Consider the following 20769-nt stretch of genomic DNA (forward strand, 5'->3'; position numbering starts at 1 on the left):
GCCGCGTCAGCGGATGCGACCGTAGCTGGTGCGCAGCGGGTCGGCCGGGCCACCCGCGTTGCCGCGCTGACCACCACCGCCGCCACCGCCCTTGCCCCTGCCACCACCGCGGTTGCCGGTGCGCATCGCGTCGATGCTGGTGCGCAGCGGATCGGGCTGGCCGCCCGGGTTGGCCGCGCGCGGACGGGGTTCCTTGATGCGCAGGCTGCCCAGGTGGGCGTTGGGGCCGGGCTGGCGCTCGGCACCGGGCTCGCGGTCCTCGCGCGGGCCGCGGTCTTCACGGAAGCCGCGGTCTTCGCGCGGCGGGCGCTGGCCCTGCTGGCCACCACCGTGGCGCTGGCCCTGGCGCTGGCCATTGCCACCGCCGCCATTGCCGTTGGCGCGTTGACCGCCGCCACCGTTGCCGCGACGGCCTTCGCCGCGCGGGCCGTCGGCCTGGCTGCCATCACCCGCGGGGCGCTGGCGCTGACCGCCACCGCCGTTGCCACGGCCTTGCGGCTCGCTGGCCTTCTTCTCGCGCACGCGCTGCAGCATCTCGGTGCGCGCGGCCTTGGCGGCGGCCGCCATCACCTCGCGGCTGGGCGGCTTGCCCGCGCCACCCCAGATGGTCTGGCGGCCCATGGCGATGGGCTCGGCCTTCTCGCCTGGCTCGGGCATGAACTCGGGGAAGATCTGCACCGGGATCTGCTGCTTGGTGAAGCGCTCGATCTCCATCATGAAGCCTTCTTCGTCCAGGCTCACGAGGTTCACGGCTTCGCCGCTGTTGCCCGCGCGGCCGGTGCGGCCGATGCGGTGCACGTAGTCTTCGCTGACGTTGGGGATCTCGTAGTTCACGACGTGCGGCAGCTCGTCGATGTCGATGCCGCGCGCGGCGATGTCGGTCGCGACCAGGGCGCGGATCTCACCGCTCTTGAAGCCGGCCAGCGCCTGGGTGCGGGCACCCTGGCTCTTGTTGCCGTGGAGCGCCATCGCGTGGATGCCGTTCTTGGTGAGGTACTCGGCGACGTTGTTGGCACCGAACTTGGTGCGCGTGAACACCAGCACCTGGCTCCAGTTGTGCTGGTTGATGATGTGCACCAGCAGCGCCTTCTTCTTGCCGCGGCCCACGGGGTGGATCACCTGCGTGATGCGCTGCACCGTGGTGTTGCGGGGCGTCACCTGGATGTGCAGCGGGTCCTTGAGCAGGGCGCTGGCGAGGTCGCGGATCTCGTCGCTGAAGGTGGCCGAGAACAGCAGGCTCTGCTTTTCCTTGGGCACCAGCGCGAGGATCTTCTTCACGTCGTGGATGAAACCCATGTCGAGCATGCGGTCGGCTTCGTCCAGCACCAGCATCTGCACGGTGGAGAGGTCGAGGAAGCCTTGCTGCTGCAGGTCGAGCAGGCGGCCGGGGGTGGCCACCAGGATGTCGACGCCGCGCTTCATGGCGTTGATCTGCGGGTTCATGCCGACGCCGCCGAAGACGACGGTGGAGGTCAGCGAAAGGTGTTTGCCGTACACGCGCACCGACTCTTCGACCTGGGCGGCGAGTTCGCGGGTGGGGGTGAGCACCAGGGCACGGATGCCCACGCCGCCGAAACGGCTCTTGGCGCGCTCGCTGCCGGAGAGGCGTTGCAGCAGCGGGAGGGTGAAGGCGGCGGTCTTGCCGGTGCCCGTCTGGGCGCCACCGAGCAGGTCGCGGCCGGCCAGCACGGCGGGGATGGCTTCCACCTGGATGGGCGTGGGGGTTTCGTAACCGTGCTCGCGCACGGCTTGCACGATGGCCGGGGCCAGGTTCAGATCGTCAAAGGTCATGTAGATGAGGCGCCCGTCCAGGGCGCTGGGGGCATCGGCCACTCCGGATGTCGCGGCCTGGTTGGCTGCGGCGCCCGGTCAGTCTGGGGCAGATGGATTCAGGAAGTCGGTGGCCGCAAGCGGGTTGCGCACACCCCGGCGAAGTGCCGGCGCCGAGCCAACTGAAGTGCCCGACAGGGTCTATTGTCGCACGATCGGGGCTTTGCCGCCGCCAACCGCCGCTCAAAAGCGGTCCATGGGTCTCTGAGGGGATAATCATGGGTTGCGCGGCCGTCCTGGCTGCAGATTCTTCAGGCAGAACATTCCCATGGCTCAATACGTCTTTTCCATGAACCGGGTCGGCAAGATCGTGCCGCCCAAGCGACAGATCCTCAAGGACATCTCGCTCTCGTTCTTCCCGGGCGCCAAGATCGGCGTGCTGGGCACCAACGGCTCGGGCAAGTCCACGCTGCTCAAGATCATGGCCGGCATCGACAAGGAGATCGAAGGCGAAGCGATCCCGATGCCGGGCATCCGCATCGGCTACCTGCCCCAGGAACCCCAGCTCGACCCCGAGCAGAACGTGCGCGAGGCGGTCGAGGCCAGCATGAGCGGTGTGCGCGCCGCGCAGAAGCGCCTGGACGAGGTCTACGCGGCCTATGCCGAGGAAGACGCCGACTTCGACGCCCTGGCCGCCGAGCAGGCGCAGCTCGAAGCCATCATCGCGACCTCGGGCACCGACGGCGAACACCAGCTCGAAATCGCGGCCGACGCGCTGCGCCTGCCGCCCTGGGACGCCAAGATCGGCGTGCTCTCCGGCGGTGAGAAGCGCCGCGTGGCGCTGTGCTGTCTGCTGCTGTCCAAGCCCGACATGCTGTTGCTCGACGAACCGACCAACCACTTGGACGCCGAATCGGTGGACTGGCTCGAACAGTTCCTGCAACGTTTCCCCGGCACCGTGGTGGCCATCACCCACGATCGTTACTTCCTGGACAACGCGGCCGAGTGGATTCTCGAACTCGACCGCGGCCACGGCATTCCCTACAAGGGCAACTACTCGACCTGGCTGGAGCAGAAGGAAGCCCGCCTGGAGCAGGAACAGCGCACCGAAGACGCCCGCACCAAGGCCATGAAGAAGGAACTGGAGTGGGTGCGCCAGAACCCCAAGGGCCGCCAGGCCAAGAGCAAGGCGCGCCTGGCCCGTTTCGAAGAGCTGAGCGACGTCGAATACCAGAAGCGCAACGAAACCAACGAGATCTTCATTCCCGTGGCCGAGCGCCTGGGCAACGAGGTGTTCGAGTTCAAGAACGTCAGCAAGTCCTTCGGTGACCGCCTGTTGATCGACAACCTGAGCTTCCAGATCCCCGCGGGCGCCATCGTCGGCATCATCGGCCCCAACGGCGCGGGCAAGTCCACGCTGTTCAAGCTGATCAGCGGCAAGGAACAGCCCGACTCCGGCGAGGTGAAGATCGGCCAGACCGTGAAGATGGCCTTCGTCGACCAGAGCCGCGAAGGCCTGGACGGCGACAAGACCGTGTGGGAAGACATCTCGGGCGGCCTGGACATGATCACCGTGGGCAAGTTCCAGATGCCCAGCCGCGCGTACTGCGGCCGCTTCAACTTCTCCGGCGGCGACCAGCAAAAGCGCGTGGGCAGCCTCTCGGGCGGTGAACGCGGTCGCCTGCACCTGGCCAAGACGCTGGCCGAGGGCGGCAACGTGCTGCTGCTGGACGAACCCTCGAACGACCTGGACGTGGAAACCCTGCGCGCGCTCGAAGACGCGCTGCTCGAGTTCGCCGGTTGCGCGCTGGTCATCAGCCACGATCGCTGGTTCCTCGACCGCATCGCCACCCACATCCTGGCCGCCGAGGGCGACAGCCAATGGGTGTTCTTCAACGGCAACTACCAGGAGTACGAAGCCGACAAGAAGAAGCGCCTGGGTGAAGAGGGTGCCAAGCCCAAGCGCATGCGCTTCAAAGCCTTGAAGTAAGCCCACCCCCGCGCCGGCCCGATGCTCGGGCCGTCACCCCCTCAAGGGGGCAATGCCTGCGGGCCGGGGGACCCGGACCCGCGGCATTCTGGACCAGCACCACCTCTTCTTCCCGACATGTCCACTTTGACCGCCGAAGACGTTCTTGCCGCCACGCGCCACTGGATCGAGAAGGCCGTCATCGGCCTGAACCTGTGTCCGTTCGCGCGCGCGGTGTACGTGAAGAACCAGGTGCGCATCGTGGTGAGCACGGCGCGGCACCTGGACGCCTTCCTGGACGACCTCGACCGCGAGCTCGACCTGCTGGTGAACACGCCGGCCGAAGAGATCGACACCACCCTGCTGGTGCATGCCACGCTGTTCCCCGACTTCGAGGTCTTCAACGACTTCCTCAACGTGGTGGACGACGTGGTGGCCGAGCACGATCTCGAGGGTGTGATCCAGGTGGCGCCGTTTCACCCTTTGTTTCAATTCGAGGGCACGGCGCCGGACGACGTGACCAACGCCACCAACCGCGCGCCGTTTCCCACGCTGCACCTGCTGCGCGAGGACAGCGTCGAGCGCGCGATCGAGACCGCCGGTGGTGACGCCGACGCCATCGTCGAGCGCAACCTGCAGACCCTGCGCGAGCTGGGCGCCGATGGCTGGCGCGCATGGATGGCTGAGCGGTGAACGCCAGGCCTTTCCGGCCTACTTTTGCGCTATGGTGACGGCACCCTCCTGCCGATAATGTGCAGAACCCTTTCCGTTTTCTTCCCCGCTCACGAAGGACACCGGCTGCATGGACGCCAGCAATACCCAGGCCTTTGACGCCTGCCTCCGCGAAGCCCTGGCGCAGACCCGCGAGTGGGTGCCGCGCTGGCTGGGCAAGCTGCACAGCACCCTCAAGGACCGCGAGCTCTCGGCCGGCCAGCTCAGCGAGAAGCAGGGCATGCTGCAGGCCCGCACCACGCTGGAGTCGCACCGTGACCTGATCGCCACCCGTTTTCTCGCCGCGTTCGCCGAGTCGATGGAGAACGCCCTGCCGCACACCGGCACCGGTTCGCGCCGCTCGCCCACCGTGAGTTTCGACGAGCTCGAACTCATGGGCGACGACCAGGTGCAGGAAACCGTGGAGCTCGCCCGCGTGCAGCAGGTCGTCAAGATGGCGGTGGACGAAGAGCTGGTCACGCTGACCTCGCGCATGAGTGGCGCCCAGGGTCTCACGGTGGTGAACCCCGAGGCCAATCCTCTGCGGGTCGAGGTGATCGTGGCCGCGCTGATGACGGCGCTCAAGGGCCTGCATGTGGAAGCCGCGGTGCGCACGCGCTGGCTGCAGGTCGGCGCCATCTCGCTCGGTGATGAGCTGCGCCACCTGTACGCCTATTTGAGCAAGCAACTCGATCGCGCGGGCGTGAAGCCGGCCGGTTACGTGGTGACGCAGACCGCGGCGCCTCGCCGGTTGGTCGCGGCGGCCAGCCCGCGGGACGAAGCGGTCTCGGTGCAGGAAGTGCTGGTCAACGACAACCTGCTCACGCTCGACCATCTCCACCAGTTGCTGGTCGGCAACCTCGACCTCAACGAGAAGTCCAACAGCAAGACGGCGGTGTCGGACAACGTCATGGGCCGCACGCTGGCCAGCGAGGTCGTCACCCTCATGCTCAAGCGCATCGCGGCCGACGAGCGCCTGCTCGCGCCGGTGCGCAACCTGGTGCAGGACATGAAGCCCGCGCTGCTGCAGCTGGCGCGCAGCGAGCCGCGCTTCTTCGCCGACAAGCAGAACCCCGCGCGCCGCCTGCTCGATGCCATCACCGAGCGCAGCCTGGCCTTCACCAGCGAGATGGACCCGGGCTACAACCCGTTCTCCAACCAGGTGCGCGGCATCGTGCGCACCCTGCTCAAGCCGGGCGAGGACCTCGCCGAGCGCTTCCCCAGCCTGCTCGCGGACCTGCACCGCTCGCAAGCGGAGTCCGTGGCGCCCGCGCAGGTGCAGGCGCGTGGCCTGGCGGTGCAGACGCTGGTGCGCGTGGAGCAGCGCAACCTGCTGGCCGAACGCGTGGCGGCCGAGATCCGCGCGCGCAACGACTTCGACAAAGCGCCGGGTGTGGTGCGGCGCTTCCTCACCGGCCCCTGGTCGCAGGTGGTGGCGCAGGCGCGGCTGGAGATGTCCGAGTCTTCACCCGTGTCGCCGGTCGACTCGCCCGCGCGGCGCTATAGCGACATCCTGCCCGACCTGCTGTGGTCCAGCCAGCTGGCGCTGGCCAGCCTGAACCGGCCGCGCCTGGTCAAGGTCATCCCCGGCGTGCTGCGCACGCTGCGCGAAGGCCTGGACTCCATCGACTACCCGCGCGAGCAGACCGAGGCGTTTTTCCAGGCGCTCATGGGCCTGCACGAGGCGGCCTACAAGACCCAGCGCAGCAGCCAGGAGCCGCCGCCCGAGGAAGAACAGCCCAGCATCCAGCCGGAGATGGACGACGAGCCCTGGATGCAGCGCACCGAGGCGCGCGATTCCTGCCTGATGGACGACGTGCTGCTCGACTCGCAGCTGACCTCCACCCAGCCGGCGTTTCTCGAAACCCGACCCATGCAGCGGCAGCGCGACTGGGCCGAAGTCAAGGCCGAGATGGCGGTGCAGCGCACCTCGGACCTGCCGGTGGGCACCTGGGTCGATGTGCTCCAGGACGGTCAGGCCATGCGCTGGCAGATCACCTGGGCCAGCCCGCACGGCACGCTGTTCCTGTTCACCGGCGCGAACGGCCGCTCGCTGTCCATGACCAAGCGCGGGCTCGAACGCCTGCTGGAACAGGATCGCCTGCGCGTGGTGGCCGACCATGGCGTGGTGGACGAGGCCCTCGATGAAGTGGCGCGTCAGGCCTGGCTCAACAGCGCCATGGCGCAGGACAAAAAAGGCCCCTGAGGAACGGCCCTCAAGCCTTGCGCAGGAGCTTCTTGCGCACCAGGTGGATGTTGTTGCGCAGCGCGTAGAGCTCGTCGGTGTACGACAGCGGCACCACCACCTTTTCCACCTTGGCCTCCATCGCGTTCAGCTGCTCCAGCAGCTCCTGCGCGCTCTCGTCGCTGTTTTCGCTGCGCTGCTCCACGTCGCGCAGCTCGGCGTACCAGCGGAACACACGCTTGCGGATGCGGAAGGTGTAGAGCGGCGGCACGATGCGCGAGAGCGGCAGCGCCAGCGCGATGATCAGGCCCATGGCCAGCCACATGCGCTCGATCAGGTTGGCCAGCCAGAACGGCAGGTAGCGCTGCAGGAAGGGCTGCGTGCCGCCCTTGATGGCGCGCTGCGCCTCGGGCGCGATGGGCACCTCGCTGTGTTCCAGGCTGGGGTACTCGCGCGCCCGGCTGAACCAGCTCGCACCGCTGTGCAGGCTGATGGCGGTCTGCGCGAACAGCTGCAGGATGGCCGGGTGCGTGTTCGCCTGCGCGAGCAGGCTGGTGGTGGACGCCACCAGGCGCACGTTGCGCGGCGGGATGTTGTTGGCCAGGTCCACCATGCCCTGCGGCATCACCACGGGGGTGAGGTAGCCGAAGCGGCGCGAGTAGGCCTCGCTCTGCGCGAAGTCCAGCAGGCGCACGCCAGGCGTCTGCAGCAGCATCTGCACCATCAGCGATTCGGGCGCCGAGGCGAACACCACGGCATCGAGCTCGCCGTTGAGAAAGGCCACCGTGGCGGGGGTCTGCTCCAGCTGGCTGAGCGTCATCTCGGAGGCGTTGAGGCGGTTCACGTCCAGCAGCGTGGAGAACAGGCGCGGCACGCCGCTGCCCGGCGTGCCCACGTTCACGCGCCAGCCCTTGAGTTCGGAGAGCTTGCTCACGGTGGGCGACTTGCGCAGGCGCTTGGCGGCGTCCTCCCGGTAGAACAGCCAGAGCGGTTCCACGAACAGGCTGCCCAGGGAGGTGATGGAATCTTCGTCGTCGTAGCCGATGTCGGCCGTGCCGCCCTGCACGAAACCCAGGTCGGCCTGGCCGGTGCGCAGCAGCTCCAGGTTGGCGGACGAACCTTCGGACGGCAGCAGCTCGACCGTGATGCCGTTGCGCGCGAGCGCCTCGGCGTAGCGTTTGCCGAAGGCTTCGTAGGCGCTTTGCGCGGGCCCGGTGGCCAGCACCACGCGGTCCGGCGGGTTGGGCTTGAGCCACCAGTAGGTGAAACAGAGCAGGGCGACCGTGAGGATGGCGAACGGGCCGGCAGACAGCAGCATCTCGCGCAGGGAGAGCAGGGTGTATCGCAGGGTCTTGGGCATGGCGCGACATTAGCATGCCGACCCTCTGCGCCTGCTGTGACAGGATGTTCGGCCGGTGTCCGCTTTTCTCCTGGCGGAATCCGCCCAATCTCGCTTTGACGCCCTGGAACGCGCTTCCTACGATGGGCTCCATCGCTGCCTGTGGCGCAGCAGATTCCAACGGAGACACCATGAAGACCCTCGCCTGCGGCGCATTCGCCGCGATTCTCGCCTGCGGTGCCGCGCACGCGCAGCAGGATTTCCCGAACCGCAACGTGACCCTGGTGGTGGGCTACGCCGCCGGTGGCGCGATCGACCAGTCGGCCCGCCTGGTGGGCCAGGCGCTGGCCGCGCAGTGGGGGCAGTCGGTGATCGTGGAGAACCGCGCCGGTGCCAATGGCACCATCGCCGCGGCGGCGGTGGCCCATGCCAAGCCCGATGGCTACACCCTGCTGGTCACTGCCACCAGCCACACGCTCAACAAGTTCGCGGTCAAGGGCCTGCGCTACGACGTCGAAAAGTCGTTCGCACCCATCGCGCTCACCGTCGATGTGCCCAACGTGCTGGTGGTGAACGCCGCTTCGCCCTACCAGAACGTGGGCCAGCTGGTCGCCGCCCTGCGCGCGAAGCAGAAGTCCTTCAGCTACGCCTCGCAGGGCGTCGGGGGCATTCCGCACCTGGCCGGCGAGATCTTCAAGTTGCGCACCGGCACCGACATGCTGCACGTGCCCTACAAGGGCGCGGCACCGGGCATGACCGACCTGGTGGGTGGCGTGGTCGACATGTCGTTCCCGTCGCCTGGCTCGATCACGGCCTTCGTCACGGCGGGCAAGCTGCGCCCGCTCGCGGTCACGTCCAGCCAGCGCTTCCCTCACCTCAAGGACGTGCCCACCTTCGCCGAGGCCGGCATCGCCGACTTCACCATCGGCACCTGGCACGGGGTGCTCGCGCCGGCCGGCACGCCGGCCGCGATCGTGGCGAAGATCAACGCCGACATCAACGCGATCATCCAGACGCCCGAGTTCCGCGACGCCCTGGCCAAGCAGGGCAACGTCGCGGCCCAGCCGGTGACGCCGGCGCAGTTCGCCGCCAAGCTCGCCGGCGAACTCAAGGCCTTCGAGGCCGTGGCGGCGAAGCTCGACCTGAGCGCGAACTGAAGGCCGCTCAGGCCCGCACGGCGCCCGCGCGCTGCTGCAGGCGGAAGACGCGCACCGCGTCGTTCATCACCTGGGCCTGGGCCTGCAGGGAGCCCGCGGCGGCGGCGAGTTGCTCGACCATGGCCGAGTTCTGCTGGGTCACCGCGTCGAGCTGGCCCACGGCCTGGTTGATCTGGCCCAGGCCCAGGGCCTGTTCCTGCGTGGCGTGGGTGATGTCGGCGATCAGGCCGTTGACCTGTTCGACCGACTGCACCACTTCGGTCATGGTCTTGCCGGTGCTGTGCACCAGCTCGCTGCCGGCGGCCACCTGGCCCGTCGACTCGTCGATCAGCGCCTTGATTTCCCTGGAGGCCGTCATGGTGCGCTGGGCCAGGCTGCGCACCTCGCCGGCCACCACCGCGAAACCCCGGCCCTGTTCACCCGCGCGCGCCGCTTCCACCGCCGCGTTCAGGGCCAGGATGTTGGTCTGGAAGGCGATGCCGTCGATCACACCGATGATTTCGCCGATGCGCTTGGACGAGCGGCTGATGTCGTCCATGGTGTGGATCACGCGCGCCATGGCGTCGTTGCCTTCGCGCGCCACGCTGGCCGAGCGCTGCGACAGCACCGAGGCCTCGCGCGAGGCGTTCGCGCTCTGCTGCACCGTGCTGCTGAGTTCTTCCACCGAGGCGGCGGTCTGCTCCAGGCTGCTGGCCTGCGACTCGGTGCGCGAGGACAGGTCCTGGTTGCCGGCGGCGATCTGGCTGGAGGCCACCTGCACGCCCTCGACCTCGTGGCGCACGTCGGCCACGACGGCCTGCAGGTTCACATTGAGCTGGTTCAGGGCCTTCGTGAGTTCGCCGAATTCGCCATTGGCGTGGCCCTGGATGCGCGCGGAGAGATCCCCCGCGGCCATCTGGTTGGCAAAGGCCACTGCCCGTTGCAGGGGCGTGAGCATCTGCTGGCGCAGCAGGAGCGCGGCCACCGAAGCCACGGCGAGCAAGGCCACGCCGGCACCGAGGTGCGCCATGGCGCCGAAGGGGGCCGCGAGTTCGCCCATGACCAGGCCCGCCGCCGCCATGCCCACCGAGCACAGCGCGATGCGCTTGCCCAGCGTGAGCCGGGTGATGTCCTGCAGCCGGCCAAGCCAGCCGCCCTGCACCACCTGCCCTTGCCGCAGCGAGAGGGTGGGGCGCCCATCCTGGCCTTCGGCCCGCATGCGGGCATAGAGGGCTTCGGCCAGCTGCACCTTGTCGCGGCTGGGCGCGGTGCGCACCGACATGTAGCCCACGGTCCGGCCGTTTTCCAGCACCGGGGTAGCGTTGGCTTCCACCCAGTAGTGGTCGCCGTTCTTGCGCCGGTTCTTCACCAGCGCCGACCAGGGCGAACCGCTGGCCAGGGTGGCCCACATGTCCCGGAAGGCCTCGGTGGGCATGTCGGGGTGGCGCACGATGTTGTGCGGCTGCCCCAGGAGTTCTTCGCGATCGAACCCGCTCACGGCCACGAAGGCCGGGTTGCAGTAGGTGATGCGGCTTTGCAGGTCGGTGGTGGACACCAGCGTGACCCCTTCGGGGATCACATATTCGTTGTGGGTGACGGGCAGGTTGTTGCGCATGGGATGGTCATCGGCCATTGCGGCCGAAACCGAAGGGAAAAAACGCAGCAGCCGGCCCAGACTGGCCGCGGTTTGACGCAGATCAAACCGCGGACCAGCCTCCCCCGCCGGCTCAGGGTGCCGGTTCGAGGCTCATCACGGTGTAGGCGCCGTTGACCTTGTCCGCCGTGAAGCGCACCTTGTCGCCGACCTTCACCTTGCCCAGCAGGGCCGGGTCGCGCGCCTGGAAGACCATGGTCATGGGTGGCATGTCCAGGTTCCTGATCTCGCCGTGCTTGAGCGTGATCTTGCCGGCGGCGGTGTCGACCTTGCGCACCTCGGCCTCGCTGGCCGGCAGCGCGCCGGCCGCCGCATCGCCCGAGGTCGGTTTGAAGCCGCCGGTGGCCGCGCCCGCGTGGCGCTGGAACACGCGCGAGCTGCCGTCGCGCTGCACCAGCAGCACGTCGTAGGCGTCGCGCCGATCGCCGTACACCGGGCCGTCCATGCCCGGGCTGCCCACCGGCATGCCGGGCACGGCCAGGCCGATCGCGTCGGGTTTCTCGGCGAGCAGGCGGCGGATCTCGCTGGCCGCCACATGGCCTTCGACCACGTAGCCACCGACCAGGGCGGTGTGGCACGAGCCGTACTTGGCGGGCAGGCCCAGGCGCTGGCGCACGGCGGTGTTGCCGGTGTCGAAGACCTGGACCTGGAAGCCGTCGGCGCGCATGAGCTCGACCCAGTCTTTGCAGCAGCCGCAGTTGGGGTCTTTCCAGACCTGCAGCGCAGGGGTGGCGGGCGTCTGGGCGAAGGCGCCGCTGGCCGCCAGGGAGAGGCTGATCGCGGCGCTGAGCAGGTGTCGTCGTTGCATGGGGTGCTCCTGAAGGGGGGGCGTCAGGCCTTGGGCTTGACGCGGATGGTGCCACGCATGCCGGCTTCGAAATGGCCGGCGATCAGGCAGGCGAACTCGAAATCGCCGGGGCGGTTGAAGGTCCAGACGATGTCGCCGGTTTTTCCAGCGGGCACGTGCGCCATGTAGGGCTCGTCGTGCTCCATGCCGGGGTGTTTCTTCATCATCTCGGCGTGGGCCCGCAGGTCCGCGCCCGTGCCGAGCACGATCTCGTGCATCACCTTGCCCTTGTTGATGGCGCGCAGGCGCAGCGTCTCGCCCTCGCGCACCTCCAGGTGGTTGGGGCTGAGCTTCATGTCGTCGGTCATGCGGATGTCGATCGTGCGCGTGGCGGCGCCGGGTTCGCCCGCGATGCCCCAGGGCTTCTGCTCCTTGACCACCGCGCTGGCGGCCTTGCCGTGCTGGTCGCCGTGCGCGTGCGCGGCGGGCAGGGACAGGGCCCAGGGCAGGGCGAGCAGGCCGAGCTGGAACTGGCGGCGGGTGGTGGTGTTCGTCGTGTTCATGGTGTGTCCTTTCAAAAATGGAGTCAGTGTTGGTGGTGGCCCGCGTCGGCGGCGGGTTTGCGCACGGTGGCGCTGGCGGGTGAGGATGCTGCAGGGGTCGGGCGCGCGGCCGCGGGTGCCGCGCCGGTCTCGACCAGCCGGGCCTGGGTGCCCGGCGGCATGGCGTAGGGGCCCGGGTCGCTGTAGTCGCCGGCCTTCTGGTCGGCGCGCACCTTGAAGGTGGTGAACATGCCGCCCATCTCGATCGGGCCGTAGGGGCCGGTGCCGGTCATCATGGGGAAGGTGTTGGCGGGCAGCTCCATCTGCATCTCGCCCATGTCGGCCATGCCGCGCTCGCCCATCACCATGTAGTCGGGCGAGGCGCGCTGCAAGGGTTTGACCAGGCCCCGGTGGTCGGCGCCGATCATGGTCGGCACGCTGTGGCCCATGGCCCCCATGGTGTGGTGGCTCTTGTGGCAGTGCATGGCCCAGTCGCCCGGCTCGTCCGCCACGAACTCGATCTGCCGCATCTGGCCCACGGCCACGTCGGTCGTCACCTCGGGCCAGCGCGATCCCTTGGGCGTGGGGCCGCCGTCGGTGCCGCTCACCTCGAATTCGATGCCGTGGATGTGGATCGGGTGGTTGGTCATGGTGAGGTTGCCCACGCGCACGCGCACCCGCTCGCCCAGGCGCGCCACCAGCGGCGTGATGGCGGGGAACACGCGGCTGTTCCAGGCCCAGATGTTCTGCTCCAGCATGGTGTTCACCTGCGGCGTCATGCTGCCGGGCTCGACGTCGAAGGCGTTGAGCAGGAAGCAATAGTCGCGCTGCACGTCCTCGATCAGCGGGTGCTTCTGCCTGGGGTGCGTGACCCAGAAGCCCATCATGCCCATGGCCATCTGCACCATCTCGTCGGCGTGCGGGTGGTACATGAAGGTGCCGGGTCGGCGCGCGGTGAACTCGTAGACGAAGGTCTTGCCTGCCGGGATGGCGGGCTGGTTCAGGCCGCCCACGCCGTCCATGCCATTGGGCAGGCGCTGGCCGTGCCAGTGGATGGTGGTGTGTTCCGGCAGGCGGTTGGTGACGTAGAGGCGCACGCGGTCGCCTTCCACCACCTCGATGGTCGGCCCCGGGCTCTGGCCGTTGTAGCCCCACATGTTGACCATGAAGCCGGGTGCCACCTCGCGCACCACGGGTTCGGCCACCAGGTGGAACTCCTTCACGCCGTTGTTCAGGCGCCAGGGCAAGGTCCAGCCGTTGAGCGTGACCACCGGGTTGTAGGGCCGGCCCGCACCGGTCACGCCCGGCGGCGTCCACGGCGCGGCGGTGTCGGCCGAGGTCTGCTGCACGGCTTCGGGCAGGGCGGCGAGCGCCACGCGGCTCACGCTGGTGGCGGCGACCGCCGTGGCGGCCGCGCCGGCAAAAAAATGTCGTCGGTTGAGGGAGGGGGTCATGTCAGTGTCCTGCGGCGGCGGCCGTGCCAGTGCCGGATGAAGAGGAGGGGGTGTCGGGGCCGGCGTAGTCGGCGCCGGCGAGCAGGGCCTGCCAGTCGGCCTGCGCGAGCCAGTAGCCACGGCGCGCCTGCAGCGCGGCATCGAGCGCGCCCATGCGCTCGCGGGCACTGGCCAGCAGCTCCCAGGTGCTTTGCAGCATGCCGTTGTAGCGCAGCTGGGTGTCCTGCTCCAGGGCGGTCTGCAGTTGCGCCACCACGGTCTGCGCGTGCTGGGCGCTCGCATGGCGCACCTGCAGCGCCGTCCAGGCCTGGCGCGCCATGGAGCGGCGCTCGGCGGCCTGGCGCAGCAAGGCCGCTTCGGCGCTCACGGCGCGCTCCAGCGTGTGGTCGCGCAGCAGGCTCAGGTTGTCGATGCGGGGTGGTGCCGAGTCCGCGCCGGTGACGGTGTCGAGCGCGGCATCCACCGCCTCGTTCCAGGCCTGTCGGCGCGCGGGTGACGGTGGGGCGATGTCGCGCCCGGCCAGCAGCCGGGTCTGTGCCAGCGTGGGGTGGCCGCGCAGCACGGCGGCTTCCAGCGCGGCCTCGCTCACGCCCTCGCCGGGCGAGGCTTTCGCGGGCAACTCCGGCAGGCTGGTGGGCAGCTGCTCGCCGAGCTGCGCCACGGCCTGTGCGTCCCACAGGCCCAGCAGGCGGGCCAGCCGCTCCTGCGCGGCCAGGGTGGTGCTGCGCGCGTTCACGCTGGCCTGCCAGGCGCTGGCCTCGATCAGTTGCTCGCGCATCTGCCGGGCCTGGCTCCAGTTGCCCGCCACCACCATGCGCCGGCCCAGCTCGCTGCCGGTGCGCGTGGCGTCCAGCACCTCGGCGAGCAGGCGCTCGCTCTGGCGCGCGGTCACGGCGTCGATCCAGGCGCGCTGCACGTCCCGCACGTGCGCCGCATAGGCCACGGCCACCTGGCGTTGAGCCAGGGGGTTCATGTCGGCGTGGATGAAGAGCTCGGGCCGGTGCCGCAGCGAGAGCCGCAGCGCCTGCGTGAGGTCCAGGGTCGGCCCGCGCCGGGGCTCGGCGCGGACTTCACCGGGCTGGGCCGATTCCCAGCGCAGCAGGTCGGCGTGGCCGCGCGGAAACTCGGCCACGCGCTGGTTGGCGCGTTGCCAGATCGCGCGCGCCGCCGCGATGTCGGTCGGCAGCGCGGGCAGCTCGGCGTTGCCGGTGGGCGGCAGCACCAGGGGCGGTGCGGTGACGGGGCGGGCCGGGTCGGCCGCGCCGAGGGCGTCGGAAGACTGCGCATGGGCCGACGCGAGGGCCAGGGCACAGCCGATGAAGAGGCCGGCCCGCGCGCGGGTGGGCCCAGGTGGCGACGTTCGCCAGAAAAGGGTCATGGAAATCTCCTGAAAACACAAACCAGCGCCCATCGCACGCCCTCATCGGGCGGCGGCGGACGCACCTCGGGTATGTGCGCTCAGGAAATGGGTGGCTTGATGCCTTGGTGCGGCTCGGAGCTGACGAAGCGCTCGGCCGGTGGCGCGAGCAGGCCGTGCCGTGGGGACAGGGTGGGCACGGCGGGCACCGAAAGCGCCATCGCCGGGCCGTTGCAGACCTCGCAGCTCTTGTGCGTGTGTTCGCCGCCACCGTCGGCCTGCATGTCGGCACCGTGCTCGGTCATGCCGGCGGCGCCATGGTCATGGCCCTGGGCGTGCCCGGCAGGCATGGCGTGGTCGGTGCCGGCCGTGGCCTGGTGATGCATGGTGGCCTGCGCCGGCGCGACCAGCATCGACAGCGCCATCGCGTCGCCCATCCAGCCGCGAATCGGCAGCAGGGCGATCATGAGGGCGAGCAACAGGTGGCGCATGGACTGGAATGATACGGCGCGGGCCGATTTGGTTCCCGAGGTCAGGGCAACTGCGGCGCGACGCCGAAGCGCGGGGGCGGCGAGGGGAGGATCTCTTCCACCGGCGCGGGGGCCTTGGCCGCGCGCACCGCCACCTGCGGCGGCAGGGTCATGCCGCGCGCCTGCATCACCGCGCGCAGGCGGTCGGGGTAGTCGGTGATGATGCCGTCCACCCCCCAGTCGATCAGGCGCGCCATGTCCTGGGTGTCGTTCACCGTCCACGGGATCACGCGCAGCTCCAGCGAGCGGGCGCGCTGCAGCAGGTGCTGGTCGATGTCGTTGAAGTTGGGCGACCAAAGCTTGCCGCCTGCGGCGGCCACCATGCCGGGTGCGTCCTCGAAGTCGGCCAGCCGCAGGCCGGCCGTCCACTCGCTGCTCTTGAGCGTGTTGCGCGACGACAGGTAGGACAGCGGCATGCCGGGCGCGAGCTGGCTGGCCACCTTCTGGATGCGCCAGTCGAAGCTCTGCAGGCTCACGCGCTGGGTCATGCCATGGGCCTTGATGACCGCCAGCACCGCGCGCACGAAGGTGTCGGGGTGGGGGGATTCGTCCGGGCGGCTGGGGTTGATCTTGAGTTCGATGTTGAAGCGCACCTGGTGGGCGCCCAGCTGGCGCACGCGCTCGAACAGTGCGGCCAGGGTCGGGATGCGCTGGCCGTCCTGCGCCTGCTGCTCGGCGAAATCGCGCGCGTAGCGGCTGGCCGGGTTGATGCGGCCCACGTCCCAGGCGCCGATCTCGGCCAGCGTGAGGCGGTGGAAGGGCTGGCCGCGCGCCTGCAGCCAACGGCCGTCGGCATCGCGCGTGAGGTCGGGGTTGGGGGCGATGTCGTGCGAGATCACCGGCACGCCCTCGGCGCTGAGCACCACGTCGAGTTCGAGCGTGCTCACGCCCACGGCCAGTGCGCGCTCGAAGGCCGCCAGGGTGTTTTCGGGAGCGAGGCCGCGCGCGCCGCGATGGCCCTGCACGTCGAACGCGAGCGCGGCGCTCGCGCACCACAGCGACAGGCCCAGGGCGGTGGTGCAGCTCCAGCGGATCCAGGTCAGGCGTTGCACGCCCTGCGGGGTGGGTTCGTTCATGGGGGCAGTCTGACAGCCTCCCATGTCCGATGCAAGACAGCTCAATGACCGAGGATTTTGGACAGGAAATCGCGGCTGCGTTCGTTCTGCGGGTGGTTGAAGAATTCGGTCGGCGTGTTCTGCTCGACGATCTGGCCCTGGTCCATGAAGATCACGCGGTCGGCCACTGCCTTGGCGAAGCCCATCTCGTGCGTCACGCAGATCATGGTGATGCCCTGGTTGGCCAGCTCGATCATCACGTCGAGCACTTCCTTGATCATCTCCGGGTCGAGCGCGGAGGTGGGCTCGTCGAACAGCATGATCTTGGGCGTGAGGCACAGCGCGCGCGCGATGGCCACGCGCTGCTGCTGGCCACCCGAGAGCTGCAGCGGGAACTTGTGGGCCTGCTCGGCGATGCGCACGCGCTGCAGCTGCTGCATCGCCTTTTCCTCCGCCTCCTTCTTCGGCAGCTTGCCGACCCACATGGGCGAGAGCGTGAGGTTCTCCAGCACGCTCAGGTGCGGGAACAGGTTGAACTGCTGGAACACCATGCCCACGTTCTTGCGCACGCGGTCGATCGCCTTGATGTCATCGGTCAACTCGATGCCGTCCACCGTGAGCTGCCCCTGCTGGTGTTCCTCGAGCCGGTTGATGCAGCGGATCAGCGTGGACTTGCCCGAGCCCGAGGGCCCGCAGATCACGATGCGTTCGCCCCGGGCCACGTCCAGGTCGATGTCGCGCAGCACGTGGAAGTCGTTGCCGTACCACTTGTTGACCTTGTCGAATCGGATGATGGAATCGGACATGTGTGTTTTCTTTCAACGGGCCTTGCTGGCGCTGAGCTGTTTTTCGACCCACAGGCTGTAGCGCGACATCGAGAAACAGAACGTGAAATACACCAGGGTGATGAACAGGTAGGCCTCGATCTTGAAGGGCCGCCAGTTCACGTCGGAGTTCAGCGCGAGCGCCAGCGCGCCGGTAAGCTCGTAGAGCGAGACGATGGTGACCAGCGAGGTGTCCTTGAACACCGAGATGAAGTTGTTCATCATGCTCGGCACCACCATGGCCAGGGCCTGCGGCAGCACGATCTTGCGCTGCGTCTGCCAGTACGACAGGCCCAGCGTGTCGGCCGCTTCCAGCTGGCCCTTGGGGATGGCCTGCAGGCCGCCGCGGATGATCTCGGCCATGTAGGCCGCCGCGAACAGGGTGATGCCCACGATCACGCGCACCAGCACGTCCAGCGTCACGCCCTGCGGCATGAACAGCGGGAACATGAACGAGGCCATGAACAGCACCGAGATCAGCGGCACGCCGCGGATGAGTTCGATGTAGACGATGCAGGCCGAGCGGATCGCCGGCAGCTGGCTGCGCCGGCCCAGGGCCACCACGATGGAGAGCGGGAAGGCCATGAAGAGCGAGAGCGTGGCCAGCATCACCGTGAGCGGCAGGCCGCCCCAGAGGTCGGTGCGCACCGGGCTCAGGCCCGGCACGCCGCCGCGCATGAGCGTGAAGAACAGCACCAGCACGCCGAGCCAGAGCAGCGGCAGCCAGGGCTTCCAGAAAGCGCGCATGCAGCTGAGCAACAGGCCGCCGAGCATGACGGCGGTGGCGATCAGCGGGCGCCATTGCTCGTCGTAGGGGTAGCGGCCGAACAGGATGATGCGGTACTTCTCGGTCACCACGCCCCAGCATGCGCCGATGCCGCGCGCGGCCTGGCAGGCGTCCGCGTCGTTGACGTAGACGGCGCGCAGGAACGCCCAGTGGATCAGTCCGGGCAGCAGGTAGACGATGAGCGCGCCGACGAACAGCGTGGTGAGCGTGCTGCGCCAGTCGGCGAACAGGTTGCGCCGCGCCCAGGGCACGAAGCCGGTGGTCCTGACCGGCGATGGGCGGGGCGCGATGGGCACATAGGTGTCGGCCATGCTCAGCGCTCCTGGATGGCCACGCGCTGGTTGTACCAGTTCATGAAGGCCGAGGTGGACAGCGAGGTGGTGAGGTAGACCAGCATGATGATGGCGATGCACTCCACCGCGCGCCCGCTCTGGTTGATGGTGGTGTTGGCGATCGAGACCACGTCCGGGTAGCCCACCGCCACCGCGAGCGAGGAGTTCTTGGTGAGGTTGAGGTACTGGTTGGTCAGCGGCGGGATGATCACGCGCATGGCCTGCGGCAGGATCACCAGGTTCATCTTCTGCTTCGGGTTCAGGCCGAGCGCGGCCGCCGCTTCGTCCTGCCCGCGGCTGACCGACTGGATGCCGCCGCGCACCACCTCGGCCACGAAGGCCGAGGTGTAGATCACCAGCCCGATCAGGATGGCCATGAACTCGGGGGTCGCGCTCACGCCGCCGTCGACCATGAAGGCCAGCTGCTCGGGGATGTTCCACTCGCGCGGCATGCCGGCCACCAGCCAACCCACCAGCGCGAAGACCGCGATGAGCGCGATCGGCGCCCACACGCGGTCGGCGTTCTGGCCGGTGCGCTCGAAGCGCTTCTGCACGCCCTGCCGCCACAGCCAGGCCGCCACCAGGCCCACGCCCACGCCCGCCAGCACCTGGCCCACGCCGGCCGAGGGAAACGGGAACGAGAAACCGCCCTTGCTCAGGTAGAACAGGTGGCCCAGGTTCCAGGCTTCGTTGGAGGGCGGCAGCAGCTCGATGAACACCAGGTACCACATCAGCAGCTGCAGCAGGATGGGCACGTTGCGGAACACCTCCACGTAGCCGTAGCACAGGCCACGCACCAGCGCGTTGCGCGAGAAGCGGCCTACGCCGAGCAGCACGCCCAGCAGCGTGGTGAGCACGATGCCGATGGCCGCGACCTTGAGCGTGTTGAGCACGCCCACCCAGATCGCCTTGCCGTAGCTCTCGCTCGGGCTGTAGGGAACCAGCGTCTCGCCGATGTCGAAACCGGCGGCGGCGCCCAGGAAGTCAAAGCCGCTCTGGATGCCGCGCACGCGCATGTTTTCCTGCGTGTTGTGCGCAAGAAACCACACGCCCGCGGCGATCAGGAGCAGGGCGATGGCCTGGAAGATGAGGCCGCGCGTGGCCCGGCTGTTGAGCGACCACGTGCGTTTCTTCGGCGGCGGCGCGGCGCTCAACTCAGCGCACCGGCGGGGCGTACATCAGGCCGCCTTGGGTCCACAGGTTGTTGGTGCCGCGCGGCAGGCCGATGGCCGTCTTGGGGCCGACGTGGCGCTCGAACTGCTCGCCGTAGTTGCCGCCGGCCTTGATGGCGCGCAGCGCCCATTCCTTGTCCAGGCCCAGCAGCTTGCCGGTGTCTTCGGTGCCCGCGCCCACCAGCCGCATGATGTTGGGGTTGGTGCTGCTCTTCATGGAGTCGGCGTTGGCCTGGGTGACGCCGTATTCCTCGGCTTCGATCAGCGCGTAGCCGACCCACTTCACGATGCTGAAGAACTCATCGTCGCCGCGCCGCACGGCCGGGCCCAGCGGCTCCTTGGAAATCAGCTCGGGCAGGATCACGTGCTCGTCGGGCTTGGGCGTTTCCTTGGCGCGGATCGAGGCCAGGCCCGAGGCGTCGGTGGTGTAGGCCTGGCAGCGGCCGGCCACGTAGGCGGCGGTGGCGGCCTCGACCTTCTCGAACACCACGGGCTTGAGCGCGAGGTTGTTGGCGCGCGAGAAGTCGGTCAGGTTCAGCTCGGTGGTGGTGCCGGACTGCACGCACACCGTGGCGCCCTTGAGTGCCTTGGCGCTCTTCACGTTGAGCTTCTTGGGCACCATGAAGGCCTGGCCGTCGTAGAAGTTCACGCCGGTGAACGTCAGGCCCAGCGAGGCGTCGCGCGTCAGCGTCCAGGTGGTGTTGCGCGCCAGCATGTCGACCTCGCCCGACTGCAGGGCGGTGAAGCGCTGCTGCGCGTTCAGCGGCACGTAGCGCACCTTGTCGGCGTTGGAGAGGATGGCGGCGGCCACGGCGCGGCACACGTCCACGTCCATGCCGCTCCACTTGCCCTGGCTGTCGGCGGCCGAGAAGCCCGCCAGACCGGTGTTCACCCCGCAGATCAGCTCGCCGCGCTTCTTGACCGCGTCGAGGTCCTTGCCGGCGTGGGCCGGCAGGCCGATCAGGGTGGCGGCCGCGCCCAGGCCCAGGGCCGCCAGTTTCAGGGAATGCTGTTTCATCGGGGTCTCTCCAGTGGTAAGTGAAAGGGCAATGGCCGTCCCGCGAAACGCACCTGTTGGGTGCATGTTGCGGTGGCCACCGAAATGTAGACCCGCCTTTTTGGGGTAGGGATCGGGGTTTACGTGGGCGGATCATGCAAATTGCAC

17 protein-coding genes and 1 pseudogene are annotated in these 20769 nt (G+C 68.8%); 4 read left to right on the top strand and 14 right to left on the bottom strand.

Features of this window, described 5'->3' with window-relative positions:
* Positions 1-6: 6 nt before the first annotated feature.
* Positions 7-1791, bottom strand: a complete 1785-nt coding sequence (locus tag ABSY19_RS22750) for a DEAD/DEAH box helicase (RefSeq protein WP_382163913.1) — start codon at positions 1789-1791, stop codon at positions 7-9.
* Between the two features lie 307 nt (positions 1792-2098).
* Between ABSY19_RS22750 and ettA the strand changes: the two genes are divergently transcribed.
* The 3 genes from ettA (at position 2099) to ABSY19_RS22765 (ending at position 6656) form a co-directional block, all read left to right on the top strand.
* The gene (gene ettA, locus ABSY19_RS22755; protein ID WP_291121668.1) at positions 2099-3760 is read left to right on the top strand and encodes an energy-dependent translational throttle protein EttA; all 1662 of its coding nucleotides are present in this window, start codon (positions 2099-2101) and stop codon (positions 3758-3760) included.
* Positions 3761-3877: 117 nt separating this feature from the next.
* Entirely contained in the window at positions 3878-4432 is a 555-nt protein-coding gene (locus ABSY19_RS22760; RefSeq protein ID WP_382156192.1) for a DUF1415 domain-containing protein, read from the top strand.
* Positions 4433-4541: 109 nt separating this feature from the next.
* Positions 4542-6656 (top strand): DUF1631 family protein, encoded by a 2115-nt coding sequence (locus ABSY19_RS22765; protein WP_382156194.1) that lies wholly within the window; start codon positions 4542-4544, stop codon positions 6654-6656.
* A 10-nt stretch (positions 6657-6666) separates the two neighbouring features.
* On the opposite strand, the gene ABSY19_RS22770 is transcribed toward ABSY19_RS22765, so the two are convergent.
* Positions 6667-7995 (bottom strand): TAXI family TRAP transporter solute-binding subunit, encoded by a 1329-nt coding sequence (locus tag ABSY19_RS22770; RefSeq protein ID WP_382156196.1) that lies wholly within the window; start codon positions 7993-7995, stop codon positions 6667-6669.
* A 170-nt stretch (positions 7996-8165) separates the two neighbouring features.
* Here ABSY19_RS22770 and ABSY19_RS22775 point away from each other — a divergent pair, with 170 nt between their 5' ends.
* Positions 8166-9131 carry a Bug family tripartite tricarboxylate transporter substrate binding protein gene (locus ABSY19_RS22775; RefSeq protein WP_382156198.1) on the top strand — a complete coding sequence of 322 codons (966 nt, stop codon included), beginning with the start codon at positions 8166-8168 and terminating at the stop codon, positions 9129-9131.
* A gap of 7 nt (positions 9132-9138) precedes the next feature.
* Here ABSY19_RS22775 and ABSY19_RS22780 read toward each other — a convergent pair whose 3' ends face one another.
* The 12 genes and pseudogenes from ABSY19_RS22780 to ABSY19_RS22835 all read right to left on the bottom strand — a co-directional run bounded on the left by ABSY19_RS22780 (position 9139) and on the right by ABSY19_RS22835 (position 20622).
* On the bottom strand, positions 9139-10725 hold the full coding sequence (locus ABSY19_RS22780; RefSeq protein ID WP_382156200.1) for a methyl-accepting chemotaxis protein: 1587 nt from the start codon (positions 10723-10725) through the stop codon (positions 9139-9141).
* Positions 10726-10837: 112 nt separating this feature from the next.
* Positions 10838-11134, bottom strand: a complete 297-nt coding sequence (locus ABSY19_RS22785; RefSeq protein WP_382163915.1) for a copper-binding protein — start codon at positions 11132-11134, stop codon at positions 10838-10840.
* A pseudogene (locus ABSY19_RS22790) lies at positions 11120-11572 on the bottom strand (DUF411 domain-containing protein); the annotation flags it as partial. The gene ABSY19_RS22785 and the pseudogene ABSY19_RS22790, both read right to left, overlap by 15 nt.
* 23 nt (positions 11573-11595) lie before the next feature.
* Positions 11596-12114 (bottom strand): plastocyanin/azurin family copper-binding protein, encoded by a 519-nt coding sequence (locus ABSY19_RS22795; protein WP_382156202.1) that lies wholly within the window; start codon positions 12112-12114, stop codon positions 11596-11598.
* Between the two features lie 23 nt (positions 12115-12137).
* Positions 12138-13547, bottom strand: coding sequence for a multicopper oxidase family protein (locus ABSY19_RS22800; RefSeq protein WP_382156204.1), 1410 nt, complete (start codon positions 13545-13547; stop codon positions 12138-12140).
* Between the two features lies 1 nt (position 13548).
* Positions 13549-14925 carry a hypothetical protein gene (locus ABSY19_RS22805; protein WP_382156206.1) on the bottom strand — a complete coding sequence of 459 codons (1377 nt, stop codon included), beginning with the start codon at positions 14923-14925 and terminating at the stop codon, positions 13549-13551.
* 80 nt (positions 14926-15005) lie between these two features.
* Entirely contained in the window at positions 15006-15395 is a 390-nt protein-coding gene (locus ABSY19_RS22810) for a hypothetical protein (protein ID WP_382156208.1), read from the bottom strand.
* A 41-nt stretch (positions 15396-15436) separates the two neighbouring features.
* Positions 15437-16510 carry a glycerophosphodiester phosphodiesterase gene (locus ABSY19_RS22815; protein ID WP_382156210.1) on the bottom strand — a complete coding sequence of 358 codons (1074 nt, stop codon included), beginning with the start codon at positions 16508-16510 and terminating at the stop codon, positions 15437-15439.
* 41 nt (positions 16511-16551) lie between these two features.
* Positions 16552-17295, bottom strand: a complete 744-nt coding sequence (locus tag ABSY19_RS22820; RefSeq protein ID WP_382156212.1) for an amino acid ABC transporter ATP-binding protein — start codon at positions 17293-17295, stop codon at positions 16552-16554.
* A 12-nt stretch (positions 17296-17307) separates the two neighbouring features.
* Entirely contained in the window at positions 17308-18411 is a 1104-nt protein-coding gene (locus tag ABSY19_RS22825) for an amino acid ABC transporter permease (protein ID WP_382156214.1), read from the bottom strand.
* Between the two features lie 2 nt (positions 18412-18413).
* On the bottom strand, positions 18414-19586 hold the full coding sequence (locus ABSY19_RS22830) for an amino acid ABC transporter permease (protein ID WP_382156216.1): 1173 nt from the start codon (positions 19584-19586) through the stop codon (positions 18414-18416).
* 1 nt (position 19587) lies between these two features.
* On the bottom strand, positions 19588-20622 hold the full coding sequence (locus ABSY19_RS22835; protein ID WP_382156218.1) for an amino acid ABC transporter substrate-binding protein: 1035 nt from the start codon (positions 20620-20622) through the stop codon (positions 19588-19590).
* Positions 20623-20769: the final 147 nt, after the last annotated feature.

This window comes from Hydrogenophaga sp. ANAO-22 (assembly GCF_042466645.1).
Lineage (GTDB): Bacteria > Pseudomonadota > Gammaproteobacteria > Burkholderiales > Burkholderiaceae_C > Hydrogenophaga.